The following is a 15,791-nucleotide window of genomic DNA, read 5'->3' as shown; positions in this document are numbered from 1 at the left end:
GGCGGTGCTTCTGGGCGGAATCTCCGTCCTGCTCGGTCTGACCCTTCCCTAGGTTGGGGAATCGTGTCAGAGGTCGACCCCCGCCGCTCCTCGGGTGGCATCTCGCAGCGCCGCCGCAAAGGCTTCGGCCTCCTCCGGATATACCCCCACCGGCAGGGTCACCCCCGAGGCCGTGTACGCCTCCTCGCCCCGCTCCGTGTCAAAACTGCCCAGCAGGTGATACAGGGGGCTCAGGTGCTCGAAGGGCACGCTCACGCTCAGGGTGACGCGGGGCCGCACCGTCTCGCGCGGGGCCGTCCGCAGGCACTCCGCCGCCGTGCCCCCGTAGGCGCGCACGAGGCCGCCCGTGCCGAGCTTCACCCCGCCGAAGTACCGCACGACGACGACCATGACGTGATCCACCCCCTGCCCCTCGACCGCGCGCAGGATGGGCGCCCCCGCCGTTCCTCCCGGCTCCCCGTCGTCCGAGAAGCGGTAGAGGGCGCCAACACGGTAGGCCCAGCAGTGGTGGGTGGCGTCGGGGTAACGGGCGCGCAGGGCGGCGAGACTTGCCAGCGCCGCCTCGGGGGTGTCCGCGCGCTCGGCGAAGGCCAGAAACTCGCTGCCCTCGACCACGGCGCCTACGCGGTGTGGCGCCGCCAGCGTGGTGAAGGGCGGGGGCAGGTCGGGCAGGGTCACAGCAACCCGCGCTGGGTGAGAACCCGCCGCGCGTGCCAGAGGGTCAGGCTGCTCGGCCCGTCCTGAATCTCGCCCGCCTCCAGCATCCGGTACGCCTCCGCCAGCGGCAGTACCACCCGTTCGATGACCTCCGACTCCTCGTGCGCCGTCTCGCCGAGCGTCACGCTGAGGGCGAGGAGGGGATAGAACACCACCCCGCTGATGCTGGGCTGGGGGTAGAAGCCGGGCAGCGCCACCCACTCGGCGGCCCGGCCTCCGACCTCCTCGGCGAGTTCGCGGACCGCCGAGTCCAGCAGCTCCTCGCCGCGCTCGACCCCGCCCGCCACGACCTCCCACACGGTCGCCCGCAGGGGGTAGCGGTACTGCCGGATCAGGACGGCCTCGCCCGCCGCCGTGACGGGGAGCACGAACACGGCGCGCGGTCCGCGGGGGCGGTACTGGTAGGTGACCTCCACCCCCGAGGCGGTGCGCGCCCGGTCCTCCAGCACCCGGCGAGGGCTGTCCACCAGCGTCCGGGAGGCCAGGGTCTCCCAGGGCTGGGTCTCGTCCGGGACCAGCCCCGGCCAGTTGGGGTGTGCGTCCCGCGTGTCCGCCATGCCCGCAGGCTACCGCAGGCCGCCCCGCGCGGTTCTCAGGTGCCCAGCCGCTGCAACTCGACCACGTAGCGGGCGACCTCCTGCGGGGAGGCGACGCGGCGGGCGATCTCCACCCGTTCTTCGAGCACCTCGGGGTCGTAGGGGTCCACCCGCAGGAGCTGATTGGCGAGGAGCAGGGCCCGCCGCAGGTCGCCCCGCCCGCGCGCCGCCCGCATCTGTCCGCGCAGGGCGAGGGTCACCGCCGTCTGCAACTCCTCGCGCAGCCCGTCGGCCCACTCGCTGTCGGTGAGGGGCGCCATGAAGGGTCCCCGGTACAGCGCCAGGATGCGCGCGGCGTCCCCCTCGTCGAGCGCCCGGCGCAGCTCCTCCACGTCGAGGGTCAGGCTCAGCCCCGGCCCCAGCGAGTAGCGCGGCTGGTTGTGCGGCCCGGTGTGGACCACGACCTCGCGCCCCAGCCCCTCGCGCAACTCACGGATCACGCTGCGGATGTAGTTCGAGCCCGTCACCGGCTCCTTGTCGGGGTAGAGGTCGAGCTGAATCTCCTGCCGGGTGCGCCCCGGATGCTGGCTGAGATACACCAGCAGCAGGGCGCTCCCGTGCAGGGTGAGGGGCACGGGCTGCCCGTCGCGCGTGATCTGCACGCGCCCGAGCGTCTGCACCTGCACGTGGGTCAGGCGGTCGTCGTCGAGCGAGGTGCCTCCCGTCACCGCCGCCAGCCGCTCCAACACCGCCTCCATGAAGGGCGCGACCTCCGGCTCCAGCAGGGCGCTGTGGGCCAGCTCGGCCAACTCCTCGATGTCGGGCTTGTAACGCCCCTGGTCGCGGTCTTGCAGCAGCCGTTCGAGCGCCTCCCGCAAGCACCCCACCGCCTCCTGGGCCCGGCCCGCCCGCCGCAGCGCGTCTGCCTGATGCAGCAGCGTGCGGGTCAAGAGGTGGGCATCTTGCATGGCCCGCACGTTCGGCAACGCCGCCTCGAAGTCGCTGAGCGCAAGCTCGACCTGCCCCCGCCGCCTGAGGACCACCGCACGCGTCACCAACAGGGGAGGGGGCAGCTCCTGACCTGGCCCCACGCCCTTGTGCAACGCCTCCATCGCCTTGGCATGCTGCCCCTGCTCGCTGTAGAACTCGGCGAGGCGGGAGGCGGTCCAGATGTGGGCTTCGTGATCTTCGCTGCGCTGAACAAGCTCTAAAAGCTGAACGAGAGTCGAATGTAATTTACCATGGTCGCCGCGCAATCGATAAAGGTCAACCTCAACAGAGAGAATCATAGTAAGCCATTGATCTGAGGTAAACTCTGGCTTTGACAGAATTGACCTTGCTTCTCTCAAATGTCTCTCTGCGCCATCACAATCTCTATTGCTGATATAGATAGCAGCAGCACCATGTAAGGCTGACAATCTCGGGTATGGTATAGGCTCTATTGCGAGCACCCGAAGTGCCTCTTTGTACAACTGTAGAGCGCGCCGAGAATTCCCAATACTAGAATACATAGCACCGAGAGTCTGGGTGACACGCCCAGTCAACTCTTCATTTCCCATCGAGATATAGCCGTGCCAAGCCTTTTCGCATCGGCTCAGGCCGCAGTCGATGTTATCCATTTGAAACTCTGTTGTACCCCACCAGCGCTGGTTGCGTAAGGCTAACTCACCACTTAACAATGGTTCAATCTGTTCAAATTGAATGATGGCTTCACCGAATCTACCCATGAGCCGTAACAAGTTCCCAAGCTCAACCATCGCCTCAAGATCGCCCAGAATGCTAGCCCTGGTTAACGGTGTCTCAGCCAATTCTAGTTCACGTAACCTAAGATGAGATAGACCGATCATACGCCATATTTTGGGCGTGATCTGATCAACCAGCGGAGCAAGTGTGATGACAGATCGGTAATTGCCTGACTCGAATGCATCTTGAATTGCATCCAGCGAGTCCATCTGTCTCCTCATGCCCACCTCAGTAGGATCTACCCATGACCTTCCAAGCTAGCACCGCGATCCTTACAGCACTGTCACAAGCTTCCTACAAGATGGGTATCAGGGACTTCGGGGTGATGCAGCTGGGTATCCGTGACTTTGGCGTTATGCAAATGGGTATCAGGGACTTCGGGGTGATGCAGCTGGGCATCCGTGACTTTGGCGTTATGCAGATGGGTATCAGGGACTTCGGCGTCATGACCCCCACCCTCGGGAAGGCGGCCTGACATGCTCACCCACAAAGTCACGCCCGCGCCCAAGCCGCAGCCCGTGAAGGCGGAACGGCCCGTCGCAGAAAAGCCGCGTGACCTCACCCTCCCGGTGATGCGTGGAACGACAGCCGACTTTGGGGTCATCTGAGATGAATATTAACGCAGAGTGGGGCCGTCCGTGAAGGCGGCCCCGCTTTCTTTTGGCCTGCTGCCGTGAAGAACTTCACTCGCTGGTCCCAGATATCCATACAACCAGGCCCCTTCCTTAGCAAAAAGGGTGCCAGGCCGTACAATCCGGGGGCTGTAAAAAGACCCGCACGAGGCGGGAACTTTTTGGTGGGTCGTGTAGGAATCGAACCTACAACCCGCTGATTAAGAGTCAGCTGCTCTGCCAATTGAGCTAACGACCCGGTTAGCGAAGGGGAGTATACGGACGCCCAGGCGACCTGTCAAGGGGAAGCGAGGGCCGCCACGAGGAGGACACGCACCGTTCCGGCGAGGTACAGACTCCCCGTGATCAGCAGCGTGCCACCGGGCGGGGTGAGGTCGAGGGCACGGAAGAGGGCGGCCTGTGGGTCGGGCAGGGCTTCTCCACCGTACTTCTCGGCGAGGGCGTGAGGCGGGGTCGCCGGATCGCCCGGCGCGGTGAAGACCCGGACGGGCGCGACGGCGAGCAGGGGCGCGAGGGTGGCGGCGGTGTCCTTGCGGGCGAGGTTGCCGAAGAGGAGCACATCGGCGTGCGGCACGCTGGCGGCGAGAGCGCCCGTGGCGTGCGGGTTGTGAGCGCCGTCGAGGAGCACCGTCTTTGCCCCGACCTCGAAGCGTTCCAGCCGGGCGGGGTGGGTGGCGTCGAGCGCGGCATCCACTCCCGCCCCGTGGCCGAGGAGCCGCAGCGTCGCCAGGGCGAGGGCGGCGTTCGCGTGCTGGTGCGCTCCCGCGAGCCGGGGCGGGCGGGGTAGGGCGAAGAGAGCCGGGTGTGTCCCCGGGGTGAAGAGGGGGGCGCCGATCTCCGCCGTGACCTCCCGCACGACCTCCAGCGCCTCCCCGGTCGCGGTGGTGAGCAGGGGCACGCCGGGCCGCGCGGCGAGCGCCTTGTCGCGGGCGATCTCGCGCAGGGTGGGGCCGAGGGTGGCCGTGTGGTCGAGGGCCACGTTGGTGAGGGCGACGGCACATACCGTGGAGAGCGCCTGCGTCGCGTCGCTGACCCCGCCCACCCCGGCCTCCATCACGGCCAGCTCGACTCCCTCCCGCGCGAACGCCAGGCAGGCGAGCGCCAGGGTGAGGTCGAAGAAGGCGGCGTCCGGCGCGTGCTCCTTCGCCCAGGCGATGAAGTCGGCGGTGCGGGCCGGGTCGAGGTCGTGGCCCTGGAGGCGGATTCGCTCCTCGTAGCGGGTGAGGTGCGGGCTGGTGAAGCGGCCCACGCGGACCCCGGCGGCGAGGAGCCCGGCCTCCAGCATCGCGCAGGTGCTCCCCTTGCCGTTCGTGCCGACGACCCGGAGGGCAGTGAAGTGGCGATCCGGTGCCCCGAGCCGGTCGAGGAGGGCCCGCGCCGCCCCCGGTCCCCGTGCCCGGCCCGCGCGGGTGCGCGAGAAGAGCCAGTCGTGGTCGGGCCCGCCCGTCATGCGCCGAGGGTAGCGCGGCCCCGGCCTGTAGGATGCGGGCCGTGACGGACACGGATGGGTCGCCCCGCGTGGGCGTGGTTATGGGCAGCCGCAGCGACTTCGAGACGATGCTGGGCGGCCTGGGCGTGTTGCGCGAACTGGAGATCGGATACGAGGTGCGGGTGCTCTCGGCGCACCGGACGCCTGCCCTTCTCCCCAGCTACGCGGCCCGCGCCGAGCGGCTGAATCTCGCCGCGATCATCGCGGGGGCGGGGGGGGCCGCCCACCTGCCGGGGATGCTCGCCGCCTTTACCCGTGTGCCTGTCCTCGGCGTGCCTGTCCAGAGCCGCGCCCTGAGCGGCCAGGACAGCCTGCTCAGCATCGTGCAGATGCCCGCCGGAGTCCCCGTCGCCACCTTCGCCATCGGCCCGGCGGGAGCGAAAAACGCCGCCCTCTTCGCCGCCGCGATCCTCGCCACGACGGACGCGGGGGTGCGGGAGCGTCTGGTCGCCTTCCGCGAGCGCCAGACCCGGGTCGTCCTCGACGACCCGTTCTTCGAGGGCCACCCGGAGGCGGGGGCGGAATGACCCCTCAACAGGCCGCCCTCGGCATCCTCGGCGGCGGGCAGCTCGCCCAGATGCTCGCCCTCGCCGCCCTGCCGCTCGGCATCAGGACGGTGGTGCTGGAGCCCGACCCGCAGGCGCCCGCCCGGCTGTGCGCCGAGCACCTGTGCGCCCCCTACACCGATCCCGCGGGGCTGGGCCGCCTCGCCGGGTGCGACGCCGTGACCCTGGAGTTCGAGAACGTGCCCGTGGAGGCGCTCGCCCGGCTGGAGGGGCGGGTGCCCGTGCGGCCCGGCGGAACGCTCCTCGCCCGCAGCAAGCACCGCGCCCGCGAGAAAGAAGCCCTGCGCGCGGCGGGGGCGGCCACCGCGCCCTTCGTGACGGTCGAGACGGAGGCCGACCTGCCCGGCGCCCTGGAGCGGGTGGGGGGCCACGGCCTCCTCAAGACCTCCGAACTCGGCTACGACGGCAAGGGGCAGGCGCGGGTGAACTCGGAGGCCGAGTTGCGCGCCGCCTGGGAGGAGCTGGGCCACGTGCCCTGCGTGCTGGAGGGCCTGGTGACTTTCGAGCGCGAGGTGAGCCTGGGGGTGGCGCGCACGGCGGCGGGCGAGGTCGCCTTCGGGCCGCTGGTGGAGAACACGCACCGCCGGGGCATTCTGCGAACGAGCGTCTACCCGGCGCAGGTCCCCCCCGGCACCGAGGCCCGGGCCCGCGACCTCGCCCGCCGGGTGGCCGGGGGCTGGGGGCTGGAGGGGCTGCTGACCCTCGAATTGTTCCAGTTGCCAGGCGGCGACCTCCTCGTGAACGAGGTCGCCCCGCGCGTGCACAACAGCGGGCACCTCACCCAGGACGGCGGGGGCGTCAGCCAGTTCGAGGCGCAGGTGCGCGCGGTGCTGGGCTGGCCGCTCGCGGACTGGGCCCCCCTCCACCCCTGCGCGATGGTGAACGTCGTGGGCACCCCGGACGGCACGGAGCCCGACTGGGCAGCCATCGACGCCCTGCCCGGCACCCGGCGGCACCTCTACCACAAGGCGCCGAGGCCGGGCCGCAAGCTCGGGCACGTCAACCTCGTCGCGCCGGACGTGGAGACGCTGCGGGGGCGGCTGGCGAGGCTGGAACGCCTCGTGCCCTGACCCGCCCCCGTCCGCTACAGTCGCCCGCATGACCCTGCCCGCCGTCCCCACCGAGGTCCGCACGCCCCGCCTCCTGCTGCGCGCCCCCAGTCCCGAGGACGCCCCGGCCCTCCACGCCGCCGTCCAGACTTCGCTGCCCGAGTTGCGGCGGTGGATGGTCTGGGCCCAGGAACCGCCCGACCTCCCCGGCACGGTGGAGAACCTGCGGGAGGTCGCCGTGCGCTTCGAGACACGCGAGAACCTGCGCTACCACGTCTGGAACGCGGAGGGCACCGAACTCGTGGGCAGCAGCGGCTACCACGCGCTCGACTGGCGGGTCCCGAAGGGCGAGATCGGGTACTGGATCTCCACCGCGCACGCCGGGCGGGGTTACGCGACCGAGGTGGCGCGGGCGCTGACCGACCTCGGCCTGCGCCCCCCGGGGGAGGGGGGCCTGGGCTTTCGCCGCATCGAGATTCGTGCGGACGCCCGCAACGACCGCAGCGCCCGCATCCCCCGCGCCCTGGGCTACACCCTCGACGCCACCCTCGTGAACGACGCGGTGGCGGCAGACGACCCGGGGCAACTGCGGGACACGTTGGTCTTCAGCGTGACGCGGTGAGGGGGCAGGAGGCGGAAGGCTCCCGGCCCTCTGCTCACCGTCAGGGCGTGATCCGCGTCCCCGCCTCCCCCCGCGCCGCCGCCGCGAGGACGCCCGCCGTCATCCCGCTGGCGATCACGGCGTGGGGGGACCCGGCCTGGAGGGCATCGAGAGCGGCGCGGACTTTAGGAATCATGCCGCCCGCGATCCAGCCCGCCCCGATCCCGCCCTCCACCTCCGCGCGGGTGAGGTGGGGGGCGAGGCTGGAAGGATCGGGGTAGGCGCGGTAGACGCCCTCCACGTCCGTCAGGAAGACGATGCCCTCGCCGAGCGCCCCCGCGACCGCCCCGGCGGCGGTGTCGGCGTTCACGTTCAGGGCGCCTCCGTCCGGACCGACCGCCACGCAGCCCACGACGGGGGTGATCCCCGCGCCGAGCAGGGTCCGCAGCAGCCCCGCGTTCACGCCCGTCACCCGCCCCACCCGGCCCAGGGCGGGGTCGAGGACCTCGGCGCGCAGGAGCTCGCTGTCGCGTCCCATCAGGCCGACCGCCGAGCCGACCTCCTGGCTGAGCCCCTTGTTGAGCTGGCACAGGGCCATCTCGACGATCTCCATCGCCTCCGGGGAGGTCACCCGCAGGCCGCCCCGGAACTCGCTCGCCACGCCCCGCGCCGCGAGTTCACGCTCGATCACGGGCCCGCCCCCGTGAACGACCACGACGGGGTACGTGGCCCGCAGCGCGGCGATCTCCCCGGCGACGGCGCGGCGAAGCTCGACACTTTTCATGGCGTTGCCGCCGTATTTGACGATCACGGGGGGAGTCTAAGGGTCAGGGCGTCAGACGGCCAGCGCCGCAGGCTCAGACCGTTCGGCGGCTCGACACGGCGTGCAGGCCGTCTCCCCCCGGTCCGGTGGGGAGGACCGCCACGGGTTTGGCGTACCACGTCAGGGAGGGGCGGGCGTCGAGGGCGAAGGTGTACCCCAGGCATTCCCAGAAGCGGGCGCCGCGCGGGTTCTCGCCGAGGACCGAGGCCAGGATGCGGGTGGTGCCGCGGGGAAGACGGCGTTCGAGGTCGCGCACCGTCCGCTCGCCCAGCCCCTGCGACTGGCGGTCCTCGCGGATCAGGAGCAGGTTGATGGTGAGGTCCCCCGGGTTGGGGTAGTCCTGCTTGCAGTCGAGGCTGCCGACGAGTTCCCCGGCGGCGTCGTGGAGGAGTTCGAGGTGGCGACGCGGGTCGAGCAGGGCGATCTCCACGTCCCGCTGGACCTCCGAGAGGGTGGGAACGCGGGTGCCGAGCAGGGCGAAATACCCGGGGGCGGCGGCGTACAGCGTGTGGAGCAGCGGCGCGTGGTGCAGCGCCAGCGGCGTGACGTTCAAATCGGGTGCCTCCCGTCCGGCGGGCGGGTTGGGGAGAAGTGGTGGCCGGACTGGGTTCAGGATACGCCCCGGAACCCGGTCCAGCGCGTGAATTCGGCTACCGGAGCGTCTTAGGCTGCGCCTTGGCCGCTTCACACGTTGGGGGTGTGGGGTGCGCTACCCTGCCCCCCGATGAGCCCCGGTTTCTACGCCTCCCGCCTCGCCCGCCCGGGGGCCGTCCTCGCCCCGATGGCGGGCTACAGCGACGCTCCATTGCGCCAACTCGCCGCCGAGCAGGGCGCCCTGTGGACCGTCAGCGAGATGATCAGCGCCCGGGGGCTGGTGCTGGGCGGCGACTCGGAGAACCTCTCGCTGGGTCGTCCCTACCCCGGCGAGGAGAACCGGGTGGTCCAGCTCTTCGGCGCCGAGCCGGAGCTTCTGGCGCGGGCAGTGGTGAAGGCCGAGGGCTGGTTCGCCCCCGCCGCCCTCGACCTCAACATGGGCTGCCCGGTGCCCAAGGTGCGCGGCAAGGGGGGCGCGTGCCTGCTCCAGACGCCGGAAGTCGCCTTCGAGCTCGTGCGGGCGATGCGCTCGGCGACCGAGCTCGACGTGAGCGCCAAGATTCGCCTGGGCTGGGACACCGACCGCAGCGTGGAGATCGCCCGGGGCCTCGCGGCGGCGGGCGCGGCCTTGATCACCGTCCACGGCCGCACCAGCGCCCAGCGCTACACGGGCGAGGCCGACTGGGACGCCATCGCCCGCGTCGCGGCGAGCGTGGACGTGCCCGTGGTCGGCAGCGGCGACGTGCGGAGTGCCCCGCAGGCCCGCGAGCGGCGGCGCTCCGGGGTCGCGGCGGTCATGGTCGGGCGCGGGGCGGTGGGCAACCCCTGGCTCTTCCGCGCGCTCGCCAGCGGGGACGACTCGCCCCCCGGGCTGGGGGAACGTGCCCGCACCGCCCTGCGCCACGCGGAGTTGCAGGCAGCCTTCTACGGCCTCGACCGCCGGGGCCTGACGAACATGCGCCCGCTGCGGAAGGTGCTTCCCCAGTACCTCCCGGACCTCCCCGAGTTGCGGGGCGCCCTCGTCACGGTCGAGACGCTGGAGGACGTGGCCCGCGTCCTGACGCCGCTGCTCCCGGTCCGTCCGGCAAGGCGAGACATGCCGGTCGCCGGATAACCCAGTGCCGACGCCTTTCCCTGCCTTTCGGGGGGGAGGAGGGGGAAACGGCCAAGGGAGATGTAAATGTCTTCACGCCGCGTGGAAAGGGGCACGGTATGCTGTGGGCGGCCATGAACGTCCGCGAATACTATGCCTACCTGTCCGCCGCTCGCGAGCAGCTATGGAATTTTCTGCGGGCACTCCCCGGCAGCGACCTCGACCAGCACCTGATCGACGGAGACCGCTTTCACAACATCAAGGACCTGCTGCTGCATGTCACCGACGTGGAAGACCACTGGGTCCACGGCATCGCGCTCGGGGGGGGGGTGGCCGGGCGTTATCCCCACGACTGGGTCCAGCCCCGCGCCGAGCAGTACGACCTCGGCTGGATCATCGACTACGGGCGCGAGGTGGGGGGCCTCACCCGCACCTTCCTGGACAGCGAGCCCGACCTGGGCCGCGAGGTCAAGCTCGTGCAGGACGACCCGGCCAGCGACACCGTTACCCTCGACCAACTGATGTGGCACGTCATGACCCACGAGGTCCGCCACACCGCCCAGATTGTCCTCCTGATCCGCCAGCTCGGCCACACGCCCCCCTGGCTCGACTACCTGCGCTTCGCCCGCCCCCACACCGCCGCCCCTGCCCCCACCGGGGAGCCCGAGCCCGAACTTATCGCCGACGACGAGTTCTAGAGGCGTCGACGAACGAACAAGGGTCGCCCCGCGCGTGAGCGTTGGGCTCCGCATGAGCCTCTGTTGGGGTAAGCGCCCCGGAGCAGGGAACGGCTGTCCTGGTGTCCTCCCGACCGCATTCTCGAATCAGACGGTCCGGCCCCTCAGTCAGTCCCTCTGGTCGCGGTCCAGCGGCACGAAGTCTCCCGGCGGGCGGATGAGGAGGCGGTCCACGCGCGGGCCGTCCACGTCCACGACCTCGATCTCCCAGTCCTCCACCCGCAGGAGGTGGCCGACGCCCGGGAACTCGCCGAGGGCCTCGAGCACGTACCCGGCGACGGTGCTGAAGTCCTCGCGGGGGAGGGGGGGCAGGGGCAGCGTCTCGCGCAGGGTGTGCAGGGGGAGGCCGCCGTCCACCAGAAAGGTGCCGTCCTCGCGCCGGACGACCAGCCCCTCGTCCTCGGGGTCCTCGATGCCCGCGAGGGTGGCGAGGAGATCGCTGACCGAGAGCACGCCGCTGAACTCGCCGTACTCGTCCACCACGACGGCGAGACGCTGCTGACCCTCGCGCTCCAGCCGGGCGAGGGCGTCTTCCGCCCAGGCCGTCTCGGGCAGGAACACGGCGGGCCGCACGAAGTCCGTGAGGGGCTGCCCGGTGTGCAGCGAACGCAGCACGTCGGCCACGGCGACTTGCCCCACCACCTCGCCCGAGCCGTCGCGCACGGCGTAGCGGTCGTGCTCGTGGTCGAGGACCGTCTCCACCGCCTCCGAGATGGGCGCGGTGAGGTCGAGCGTCACCGCGTTCACCCGGGGCGTCATCAGGTCGCGCACCCGGCGGTCGTTGAAGCGCAGCACCGACTCGATGCGCTCCGTCTCGCCCGCCTCCAGGCTCCCGCTCTCGGCGGCCTGGTTCACGATGGCCCGCACGTCCTCCTCCGTGACGAACTCGGCCGCCTCGCCGCGCATCCCGAACAGCGCGAGCAGCCCGCGCGAGGTGGCCTCCAGCACCCACACGACCGGGCGCATGACCTTTGAGAGCACCGTGAAAAAGGGCGCGACCCGCATGGCGAGCGCTTCCGGGTTCCGCAGCGCCACCCCCTTGGGCGCGAGTTCGCCGAGCACCAGCGAGAGGAAGGTGACGAGCAGGACGACCGCGACGCCCGCCGCCGAGCCCGACGCCGTGCCGAAGAGGGGGCGCAGCAGCGGTTCGAGGTAGCGGGTGAGGCTGCCGCCCGCGAAGACCGCACTCACGGTCCCGATCAGGGTGATGCCGATCTGCACGGTGGCGAGAAAGGCGCCGGGCCGCTCGATCAGGCGCAAGGCCGCCGCCGCTCCCCGGTGGCCGCGCGCCGCCGCCGATTCCAGGCGCGAGCGTTTGGCGGAGACCACCCCCAGCTCCGAGCCCGAGAAGAAGCCGTTGATCAGCAGCAGCAGGATCAGGATGCCGAATTCCAGCAGGGGATTGCCCACAGGGGGCAGTGTAGGTGCCCCGGGGTGAGCTTTCCTTCACGGCTTCCTGACGAGACGGCGAGGGAGCGGCTATACTCGGAGGGTTATGCGTACGGTCACGATAGGGACGCGCGGCAGCAACCTCGCGCTCGCGCAGACCCGCTGGGTGGTCGCCCGCCTGAAGGAGGAATGGCCCGAGACGGACTTCCGCATTCAGACCATCAGCACGGGGGGCGACCGCAACCGGGGCAGCCTGGAGGCGATGGCCCAGAAGGGCGACAAGGGCTTCTGGGTCAAGGAGATCGAGGAGGCCCTCCTCACGGGCCGCATCGACATCGCGGTCCACTCGCTCAAGGACCTGCCCACCGAGCAGCCGGAGGGCCTGGAGGTCTCCTCGATCCCCAAACGGGTGGACGCCCGCGACGTCCTCATCGGCAGGGAGGGCATGAAGCGCCTCGCCGACCTGCCGCCCGGCGCCCGGGTGGGCACGAGCAGCGTGCGGAGGCGGGCCTTCCTGCACGCCTACCGCCCGGACCTGGAGGTCGTCAACCTGCGGGGCAACATCGACACCCGCCTCGCCGCCATCGGCACCCCCGACTACGACGCGATCATCCTCGCGGCGGCGGGGCTGATCCGCACCGAGCAGCGCCACCGCATCGACGAATTCCTGGAGCTGGACGTGCTGCTCCCCGCCCCGGGCCAGGGGGCGCTCGCCCTGGAGACCCGCGCCGACGACGACCTGAACATCGAGGTTGCCTACGCCATCCACGACCACGGCACCGACGACCGGGTGACCGCCGAGCGCGAGTTCCTGGCGGGCCTGGGGGCGGGGTGCCTCGCTCCCGTCGGTGCCCACGCGGGCGTGAAGGGCGGCGTCCTCACCCTGGAGGGCTGGGTCGGCGCGGTGGACGGCAGCAAGGTCATCCGCGCGACGACCTCGGGCGACCCTGCCGAGTGCGCGGACCTGGGCGCCGAACTCGCCGCCGACATGTTGAGCCAGGGGGCACGGGACCTGATCGACTCGGTGCGGGTGTGAGGCGAGTGGTCGTCCCCTTCCGGCAGTGACCGACTCACCGGCGAAACGGCTCGCCGCCCTCCACACGGGCGGCACCATCGCCAGCCGCCCCAGCCCGGACGGCGCGGGGGTCACGCCCCAGTCGGCGCCCGCCGTGCCGGGGCTGCCGGGCGTCGTGGTGGACGACGTTCGGCCCTTCACCCTCCCCAGCCCGCACGTCACGCCCGCGCACATGCTGGCCCTCTCGCACCTGATCGCCGGGCTGGCCCCGGGGCACGACGGGGTGGTCGTCACCCACGGCACCGACACGCTGGAGGAGACGGCCTTCCTGCTGCACCTCACGCTGGGCGTCCAGACCCCCGTGGTCCTGACGGGGAGTATGCGTCACGCCCAGGAGGTGTCCTGGGACGGCCCCGGCAACCTCCTCGACGCCGCGCACGTCGCCCTGCACCCGGCGAGCCGGGGACGCGGGCCCCTCGTCGTCTTCGGGGGAGACATCTTCGACGCGCGGACGGTGACCAAAGTTCACACGACCGCCGTGGACGCCTTCGGGGGGTATCCCGGACCCATCGGGCGGATCGACCGAGTGGGGGAGACCGCCCACGTCCGCTTCTTCGCCCGGCCCGAGCCCCGGCCCACCTACGCCCCGGCGGCGCTGACCGCCCGCGTCGAAATCCTGTACGCCTACGCGGGCTGGACGGGGGAGGGCTACGCGGGGGCCGAGGAGCGCGCCGACGGGCTGGTCATCGCTGCCCTGGGCACGGGCAACCTCCCCGCCGAGCTGCTGCCCCTCATCGCGCGGACGACGGAGGTGGGCAAACCCGTGGTGATCGCCACCCGGACGCACGCCGGGCCGGTGATCCCGGTCTACGGTTACCCGGGCGGTGGGGCGACCCTGGTCGCGGCGGGGGCGATTCCCGCGAGCTTCCTCAACGCGCACAAGGCCCGCCTCCTGCTGCTGGTGCTCCTGAGCCTGGGGAGGACCGGAGACGAGATTCGGCGGGTGTTCGGGGAGGGGGCGTTCTAGAACTCGGGACGGGAGGCACCGCCCCAGACCTCTCGCCCGGCCCGGCGGATGCTCTACCTTGGGCCCCATGAGGTTCCACCTGCCCCTGCTTCTCGCTGCCCTCCTCGCCCCGTCTGCCCTGGCGCAGATGACGATTACCCGGCCCTCGGCGCCCACGCCCGGCGTTCAGCCCACCGCCACCCCCGCCGTGCCCGCCGATCTCCCCGACGGGTGGCAGGTGATCAGCGGGCGGGTCCGCGCCCCCGCCGAGGTGCGGCTGCCCGCCGGAAGCACGGTGACGGTCAGCCTGGAGGACGTGTCGCGCCGGGACGGGCCGAGCCTCTTTCGCGTGCAGGCGAGCTTCCCCGTCTCGCGCCTCTCGACTCCGTACCAGCTCCAGTTCAACCCCGTGCGCCTGCGTCCGGGCCGCACCTACGCCCTGACTGCCCGCGTGACCGCCCCGGGCGGCCGCCTCCTCTACCGCACGACCACCCCCCAGCCGCTGCCGACCGCCCGGAACGCAGTGCAGGACGTGGTGGTGAGCGCGGTGAGGTAAGCGATCAGCCGTCAGCGGTCAGCTTTCAGCCTTTGTCGCTGACGGCTGACCGCTGACCGCTGACGGCTCCTAGAGGTTCCACCCCCCCGCCACCTCCAGCTCCTGCCCGGTCACGTAGTCGCTCGCGCGCACGAAGTAGAGGGCGGCGTCCACGAGTTCGGCGACGGTGCCGACCCGCCCGGCGGGAATCTCGCGCAGGGGCTGGCTGACGGAGGTCTCGATCACGCCGGGCGAGACGACGTTGACGGAGACGCCCGTGCCCGCGAGCACCCTGCCGAGCGCGTGCGAGAGGTGGAGGACGCCCGTCTTGGCGATCACGTAGGGCACGATGCCGGGCCGGGCGACGAGGTGCCGGGCGCCCGCGTAGCTCAGGTTCACGATGCGCCCGAACCCCGCCTCCCGCATCAGTCCGGCGGCCTCCTGGCAGGTGGCGAAGGTGGCGGTGAGGTTGGAGGCGAGCATGTCGGCCCACTCGGCGTCGCTCGTCTCCAGCAGGGGGCGGTGGACGTAGTTCCCGACGTTGTTCACGAGGACGGCGAGGGGTGAGCCGGGAAAGGCGACGTGGGCCTCCCGGACGAGGGCGCGGGCCTGGGCGGGGTCGGTGAGGTCGGCCCGGAGCGTGACGGCCCGCACCCCCTCCCCCCCGCACTGCCGGGCCGTCTCCCGCGCGTCCGCCTCGCTGCCCCGGTAATGGACGGCGACCGCGTACCCCTCGGCGGCGAGGGCGACGGCGAGGGCCCGCCCGATCCCGCGCGCCGCCCCGGTGACGAGGGCCGTGCCCTTTTCCCCTCCGCTCGTCACGCCTCGCCCCGCGCCAGCGCCAGCTCGACGAGCGTGCGGGTGACGGTGTTCAGGGGATAATCCCCAGCCTTCGCCAGCGGCACCCACGCCCACTCCTCGATCTCCTCGTTGGGTGAGACCTCGGGGTCGTCCGTCCGGGCGAAGAAGTCCACGAGGACCATGTGGGCGGGCTTGTGGAACTCGGGGCTCAGCACAGCCTCCTGGGTCTGGGCGTACCTCACGTCGCTCAGCCTCAACCCCGTCTCCTCCCAGAACTCGCGCGTGACCGCCGCCTCCAGCGTCTCGCCCCAGTCCACCTTGCCGCCGGGCACCCCCCACAGGCCGCGCCACTTCGTCGTGCGGACGATCAGCACCCGCCCGTCCGGTCCCCACACGAGCGCCCCCACGCAGACGACTGGCCTCTCCATGAGGGGTAGGGTACGCGGTGCGGGCGGGCAGGTCCGT

19 protein-coding genes and 1 tRNA gene are annotated in these 15,791 nt (G+C 71.3%); 10 read left to right on the top strand and 10 right to left on the bottom strand.

The genetic code is table 11. From position 1 onward, the window contains the following. Positions 1 to 66: 66 nt before the first annotated feature. From IC605_RS13535 to IC605_RS13525, 3 genes are read right to left on the bottom strand one after another with little or no spacing between them, the layout of a single operon-like run. Positions 67 to 672 carry an IMPACT family protein gene (locus IC605_RS13535; RefSeq protein ID WP_216325087.1) on the bottom strand — a complete coding sequence of 202 codons (606 nt, stop codon included), beginning with the start codon at positions 670 to 672 and terminating at the stop codon, positions 67 to 69. A gap of 2 nt (positions 673 to 674) precedes the next feature. After that, positions 675 to 1,274 (bottom strand): NUDIX domain-containing protein, encoded by a 600-nt coding sequence (locus IC605_RS13530; RefSeq protein ID WP_216324919.1) that lies wholly within the window; start codon positions 1,272 to 1,274, stop codon positions 675 to 677. 35 nt (positions 1,275 to 1,309) lie between these two features. Then, positions 1,310 to 2,509: an AfsR/SARP family transcriptional regulator gene (locus IC605_RS13525; protein ID WP_216324916.1), complete on the bottom strand. Its 1,200-nt coding sequence runs from the start codon at positions 2,507 to 2,509 to the stop codon at positions 1,310 to 1,312. Between the two features lie 731 nt (positions 2,510 to 3,240). On the opposite strand from IC605_RS13525, the gene IC605_RS13520 reads away from it, so the two are divergent. Both IC605_RS13520 and IC605_RS25135 read left to right on the top strand, forming a co-directional pair. Then, positions 3,241 to 3,471: a hypothetical protein gene (locus tag IC605_RS13520; RefSeq protein ID WP_216324913.1), complete on the top strand. Its 231-nt coding sequence runs from the start codon at positions 3,241 to 3,243 to the stop codon at positions 3,469 to 3,471. Between the two features lies 1 nt (position 3,472). After that, positions 3,473 to 3,604, top strand: a complete 132-nt coding sequence (locus IC605_RS25135; protein ID WP_281416278.1) for a hypothetical protein — start codon at positions 3,473 to 3,475, stop codon at positions 3,602 to 3,604. Between the two features lie 186 nt (positions 3,605 to 3,790). Here the strand turns inward: IC605_RS25135 and IC605_RS13515 are convergent. Further along, a tRNA-Lys gene (locus tag IC605_RS13515) sits at positions 3,791 to 3,866 on the bottom strand. 39 nt (positions 3,867 to 3,905) lie between these two features. Beyond that, positions 3,906 to 5,078, bottom strand: coding sequence for a glutamate ligase domain-containing protein (locus tag IC605_RS13510; protein WP_216324910.1), 1,173 nt, complete (start codon positions 5,076 to 5,078; stop codon positions 3,906 to 3,908). A gap of 32 nt (positions 5,079 to 5,110) precedes the next feature. On the opposite strand from IC605_RS13510, the gene purE reads away from it, so the two are divergent. From purE to IC605_RS13495, 3 genes are read left to right on the top strand one after another with little or no spacing between them, the layout of a single operon-like run. After that, positions 5,111 to 5,644 (top strand): 5-(carboxyamino)imidazole ribonucleotide mutase, encoded by a 534-nt coding sequence (purE, locus tag IC605_RS13505; protein WP_216324907.1) that lies wholly within the window; start codon positions 5,111 to 5,113, stop codon positions 5,642 to 5,644. Next, positions 5,641 to 6,753 carry a 5-(carboxyamino)imidazole ribonucleotide synthase gene (purK, locus tag IC605_RS13500; protein WP_216324904.1) on the top strand — a complete coding sequence of 371 codons (1,113 nt, stop codon included), beginning with the start codon at positions 5,641 to 5,643 and terminating at the stop codon, positions 6,751 to 6,753. Before purE ends, purK begins: the two co-directional genes overlap by 4 nt. A 28-nt stretch (positions 6,754 to 6,781) precedes the next feature. After that, complete coding sequence (locus IC605_RS13495) at positions 6,782 to 7,354, top strand: GNAT family N-acetyltransferase (protein WP_216324868.1); 573 nt, start codon at positions 6,782 to 6,784, stop codon at positions 7,352 to 7,354. Positions 7,355 to 7,394: 40 nt separating this feature from the next. On the opposite strand, the gene argB is transcribed toward IC605_RS13495, so the two are convergent. Together argB and IC605_RS13485 are read right to left on the bottom strand one after the other, a co-directional pair. Beyond that, entirely contained in the window at positions 7,395 to 8,144 is a 750-nt protein-coding gene (gene argB, locus IC605_RS13490) for an acetylglutamate kinase (RefSeq protein WP_216324865.1), read from the bottom strand. Positions 8,145 to 8,190: 46 nt separating this feature from the next. Continuing rightward, the gene (locus IC605_RS13485; protein WP_216324849.1) at positions 8,191 to 8,709 is read right to left on the bottom strand and encodes a GNAT family N-acetyltransferase; all 519 of its coding nucleotides are present in this window, start codon (positions 8,707 to 8,709) and stop codon (positions 8,191 to 8,193) included. A gap of 171 nt (positions 8,710 to 8,880) precedes the next feature. Between IC605_RS13485 and IC605_RS13480 the strand changes: the two genes are divergently transcribed. After that, positions 8,881 to 9,864, top strand: a complete 984-nt coding sequence (locus tag IC605_RS13480) for a tRNA dihydrouridine synthase (protein ID WP_216324846.1) — start codon at positions 8,881 to 8,883, stop codon at positions 9,862 to 9,864. A 113-nt stretch (positions 9,865 to 9,977) separates the two neighbouring features. Then, positions 9,978 to 10,541 carry a DinB family protein gene (locus IC605_RS13475; protein WP_216324843.1) on the top strand — a complete coding sequence of 188 codons (564 nt, stop codon included), beginning with the start codon at positions 9,978 to 9,980 and terminating at the stop codon, positions 10,539 to 10,541. A gap of 147 nt (positions 10,542 to 10,688) precedes the next feature. On the opposite strand, the gene IC605_RS13470 is transcribed toward IC605_RS13475, so the two are convergent. Further along, complete coding sequence (locus IC605_RS13470) at positions 10,689 to 11,990, bottom strand: hemolysin family protein (protein WP_216324840.1); 1,302 nt, start codon at positions 11,988 to 11,990, stop codon at positions 10,689 to 10,691. A gap of 85 nt (positions 11,991 to 12,075) precedes the next feature. On the opposite strand from IC605_RS13470, the gene hemC reads away from it, so the two are divergent. The 3 genes from hemC (at position 12,076) to IC605_RS13455 (ending at position 14,546) form a co-directional block, all read left to right on the top strand. After that, a complete protein-coding gene (hemC, locus tag IC605_RS13465; protein ID WP_216324837.1) occupies positions 12,076 to 13,005 on the top strand; it encodes a hydroxymethylbilane synthase in 930 nt (309 codons plus the stop codon). 25 nt (positions 13,006 to 13,030) lie between these two features. Next, a complete protein-coding gene (locus IC605_RS13460) occupies positions 13,031 to 14,011 on the top strand; it encodes an asparaginase (RefSeq protein ID WP_216324834.1) in 981 nt (326 codons plus the stop codon). A gap of 67 nt (positions 14,012 to 14,078) precedes the next feature. After that, on the top strand, positions 14,079 to 14,546 hold the full coding sequence (locus IC605_RS13455) for a YbaY family lipoprotein (RefSeq protein WP_216324831.1): 468 nt from the start codon (positions 14,079 to 14,081) through the stop codon (positions 14,544 to 14,546). 69 nt (positions 14,547 to 14,615) lie between these two features. Here IC605_RS13455 and tmpR read toward each other — a convergent pair whose 3' ends face one another. Beyond that, positions 14,616 to 15,347 carry a bifunctional dihydropteridine reductase/dihydrofolate reductase TmpR gene (gene tmpR / locus IC605_RS13450; RefSeq protein ID WP_216324828.1) on the bottom strand — a complete coding sequence of 244 codons (732 nt, stop codon included), beginning with the start codon at positions 15,345 to 15,347 and terminating at the stop codon, positions 14,616 to 14,618. Further along, complete coding sequence (locus IC605_RS13445; protein ID WP_216324826.1) at positions 15,344 to 15,754, bottom strand: NUDIX domain-containing protein; 411 nt, start codon at positions 15,752 to 15,754, stop codon at positions 15,344 to 15,346. The genes tmpR and IC605_RS13445 overlap by 4 nt, the downstream gene beginning before the upstream one ends. Positions 15,755 to 15,791 lie beyond the last annotated feature (37 nt).

The sequence above is a fragment of the Deinococcus aestuarii genome, from assembly GCF_018863415.1.
Classification (GTDB): domain Bacteria; phylum Deinococcota; class Deinococci; order Deinococcales; family Deinococcaceae; genus Deinococcus; species Deinococcus aestuarii.
Note: the sequence above shows the minus strand (reverse complement) of the source record. Positions and strands in the feature narration are given on the sequence as shown.

Excerpts from the sequence above, each read along its gene's own strand:
- IC605_RS13530 (WP_216324919.1), bottom strand. The coding sequence starts at position 1,274 with ATGGCGGACACGCGGGACGCACACCCCAACTGGCCGGGGCTGGTCCCG.
- IC605_RS13520 (WP_216324913.1), top strand. The coding sequence starts at position 3,241 with ATGACCTTCCAAGCTAGCACCGCGATCCTTACAGCACTGTCACAAGCT.
- IC605_RS25135 (WP_281416278.1), top strand. The coding sequence starts at position 3,473 with ATGCTCACCCACAAAGTCACGCCCGCGCCCAAGCCGCAGCCCGTGAAG.
- IC605_RS13510 (WP_216324910.1), bottom strand. The coding sequence starts at position 5,078 with ATGACGGGCGGGCCCGACCACGACTGGCTCTTCTCGCGCACCCGCGCG.
- purE (WP_216324907.1), top strand. The coding sequence starts at position 5,111 with ATGCGGGCCGTGACGGACACGGATGGGTCGCCCCGCGTGGGCGTGGTT.
- purK (WP_216324904.1), top strand. The coding sequence starts at position 5,641 with ATGACCCCTCAACAGGCCGCCCTCGGCATCCTCGGCGGCGGGCAGCTC.
- IC605_RS13495 (WP_216324868.1), top strand. The coding sequence starts at position 6,782 with ATGACCCTGCCCGCCGTCCCCACCGAGGTCCGCACGCCCCGCCTCCTG.
- IC605_RS13480 (WP_216324846.1), top strand. The coding sequence starts at position 8,881 with ATGAGCCCCGGTTTCTACGCCTCCCGCCTCGCCCGCCCGGGGGCCGTC.
- IC605_RS13475 (WP_216324843.1), top strand. The coding sequence starts at position 9,978 with ATGAACGTCCGCGAATACTATGCCTACCTGTCCGCCGCTCGCGAGCAG.
- hemC (WP_216324837.1), top strand. The coding sequence starts at position 12,076 with ATGCGTACGGTCACGATAGGGACGCGCGGCAGCAACCTCGCGCTCGCG.
- IC605_RS13455 (WP_216324831.1), top strand. The coding sequence starts at position 14,079 with ATGAGGTTCCACCTGCCCCTGCTTCTCGCTGCCCTCCTCGCCCCGTCT.
- IC605_RS13445 (WP_216324826.1), bottom strand. The coding sequence starts at position 15,754 with ATGGAGAGGCCAGTCGTCTGCGTGGGGGCGCTCGTGTGGGGACCGGAC.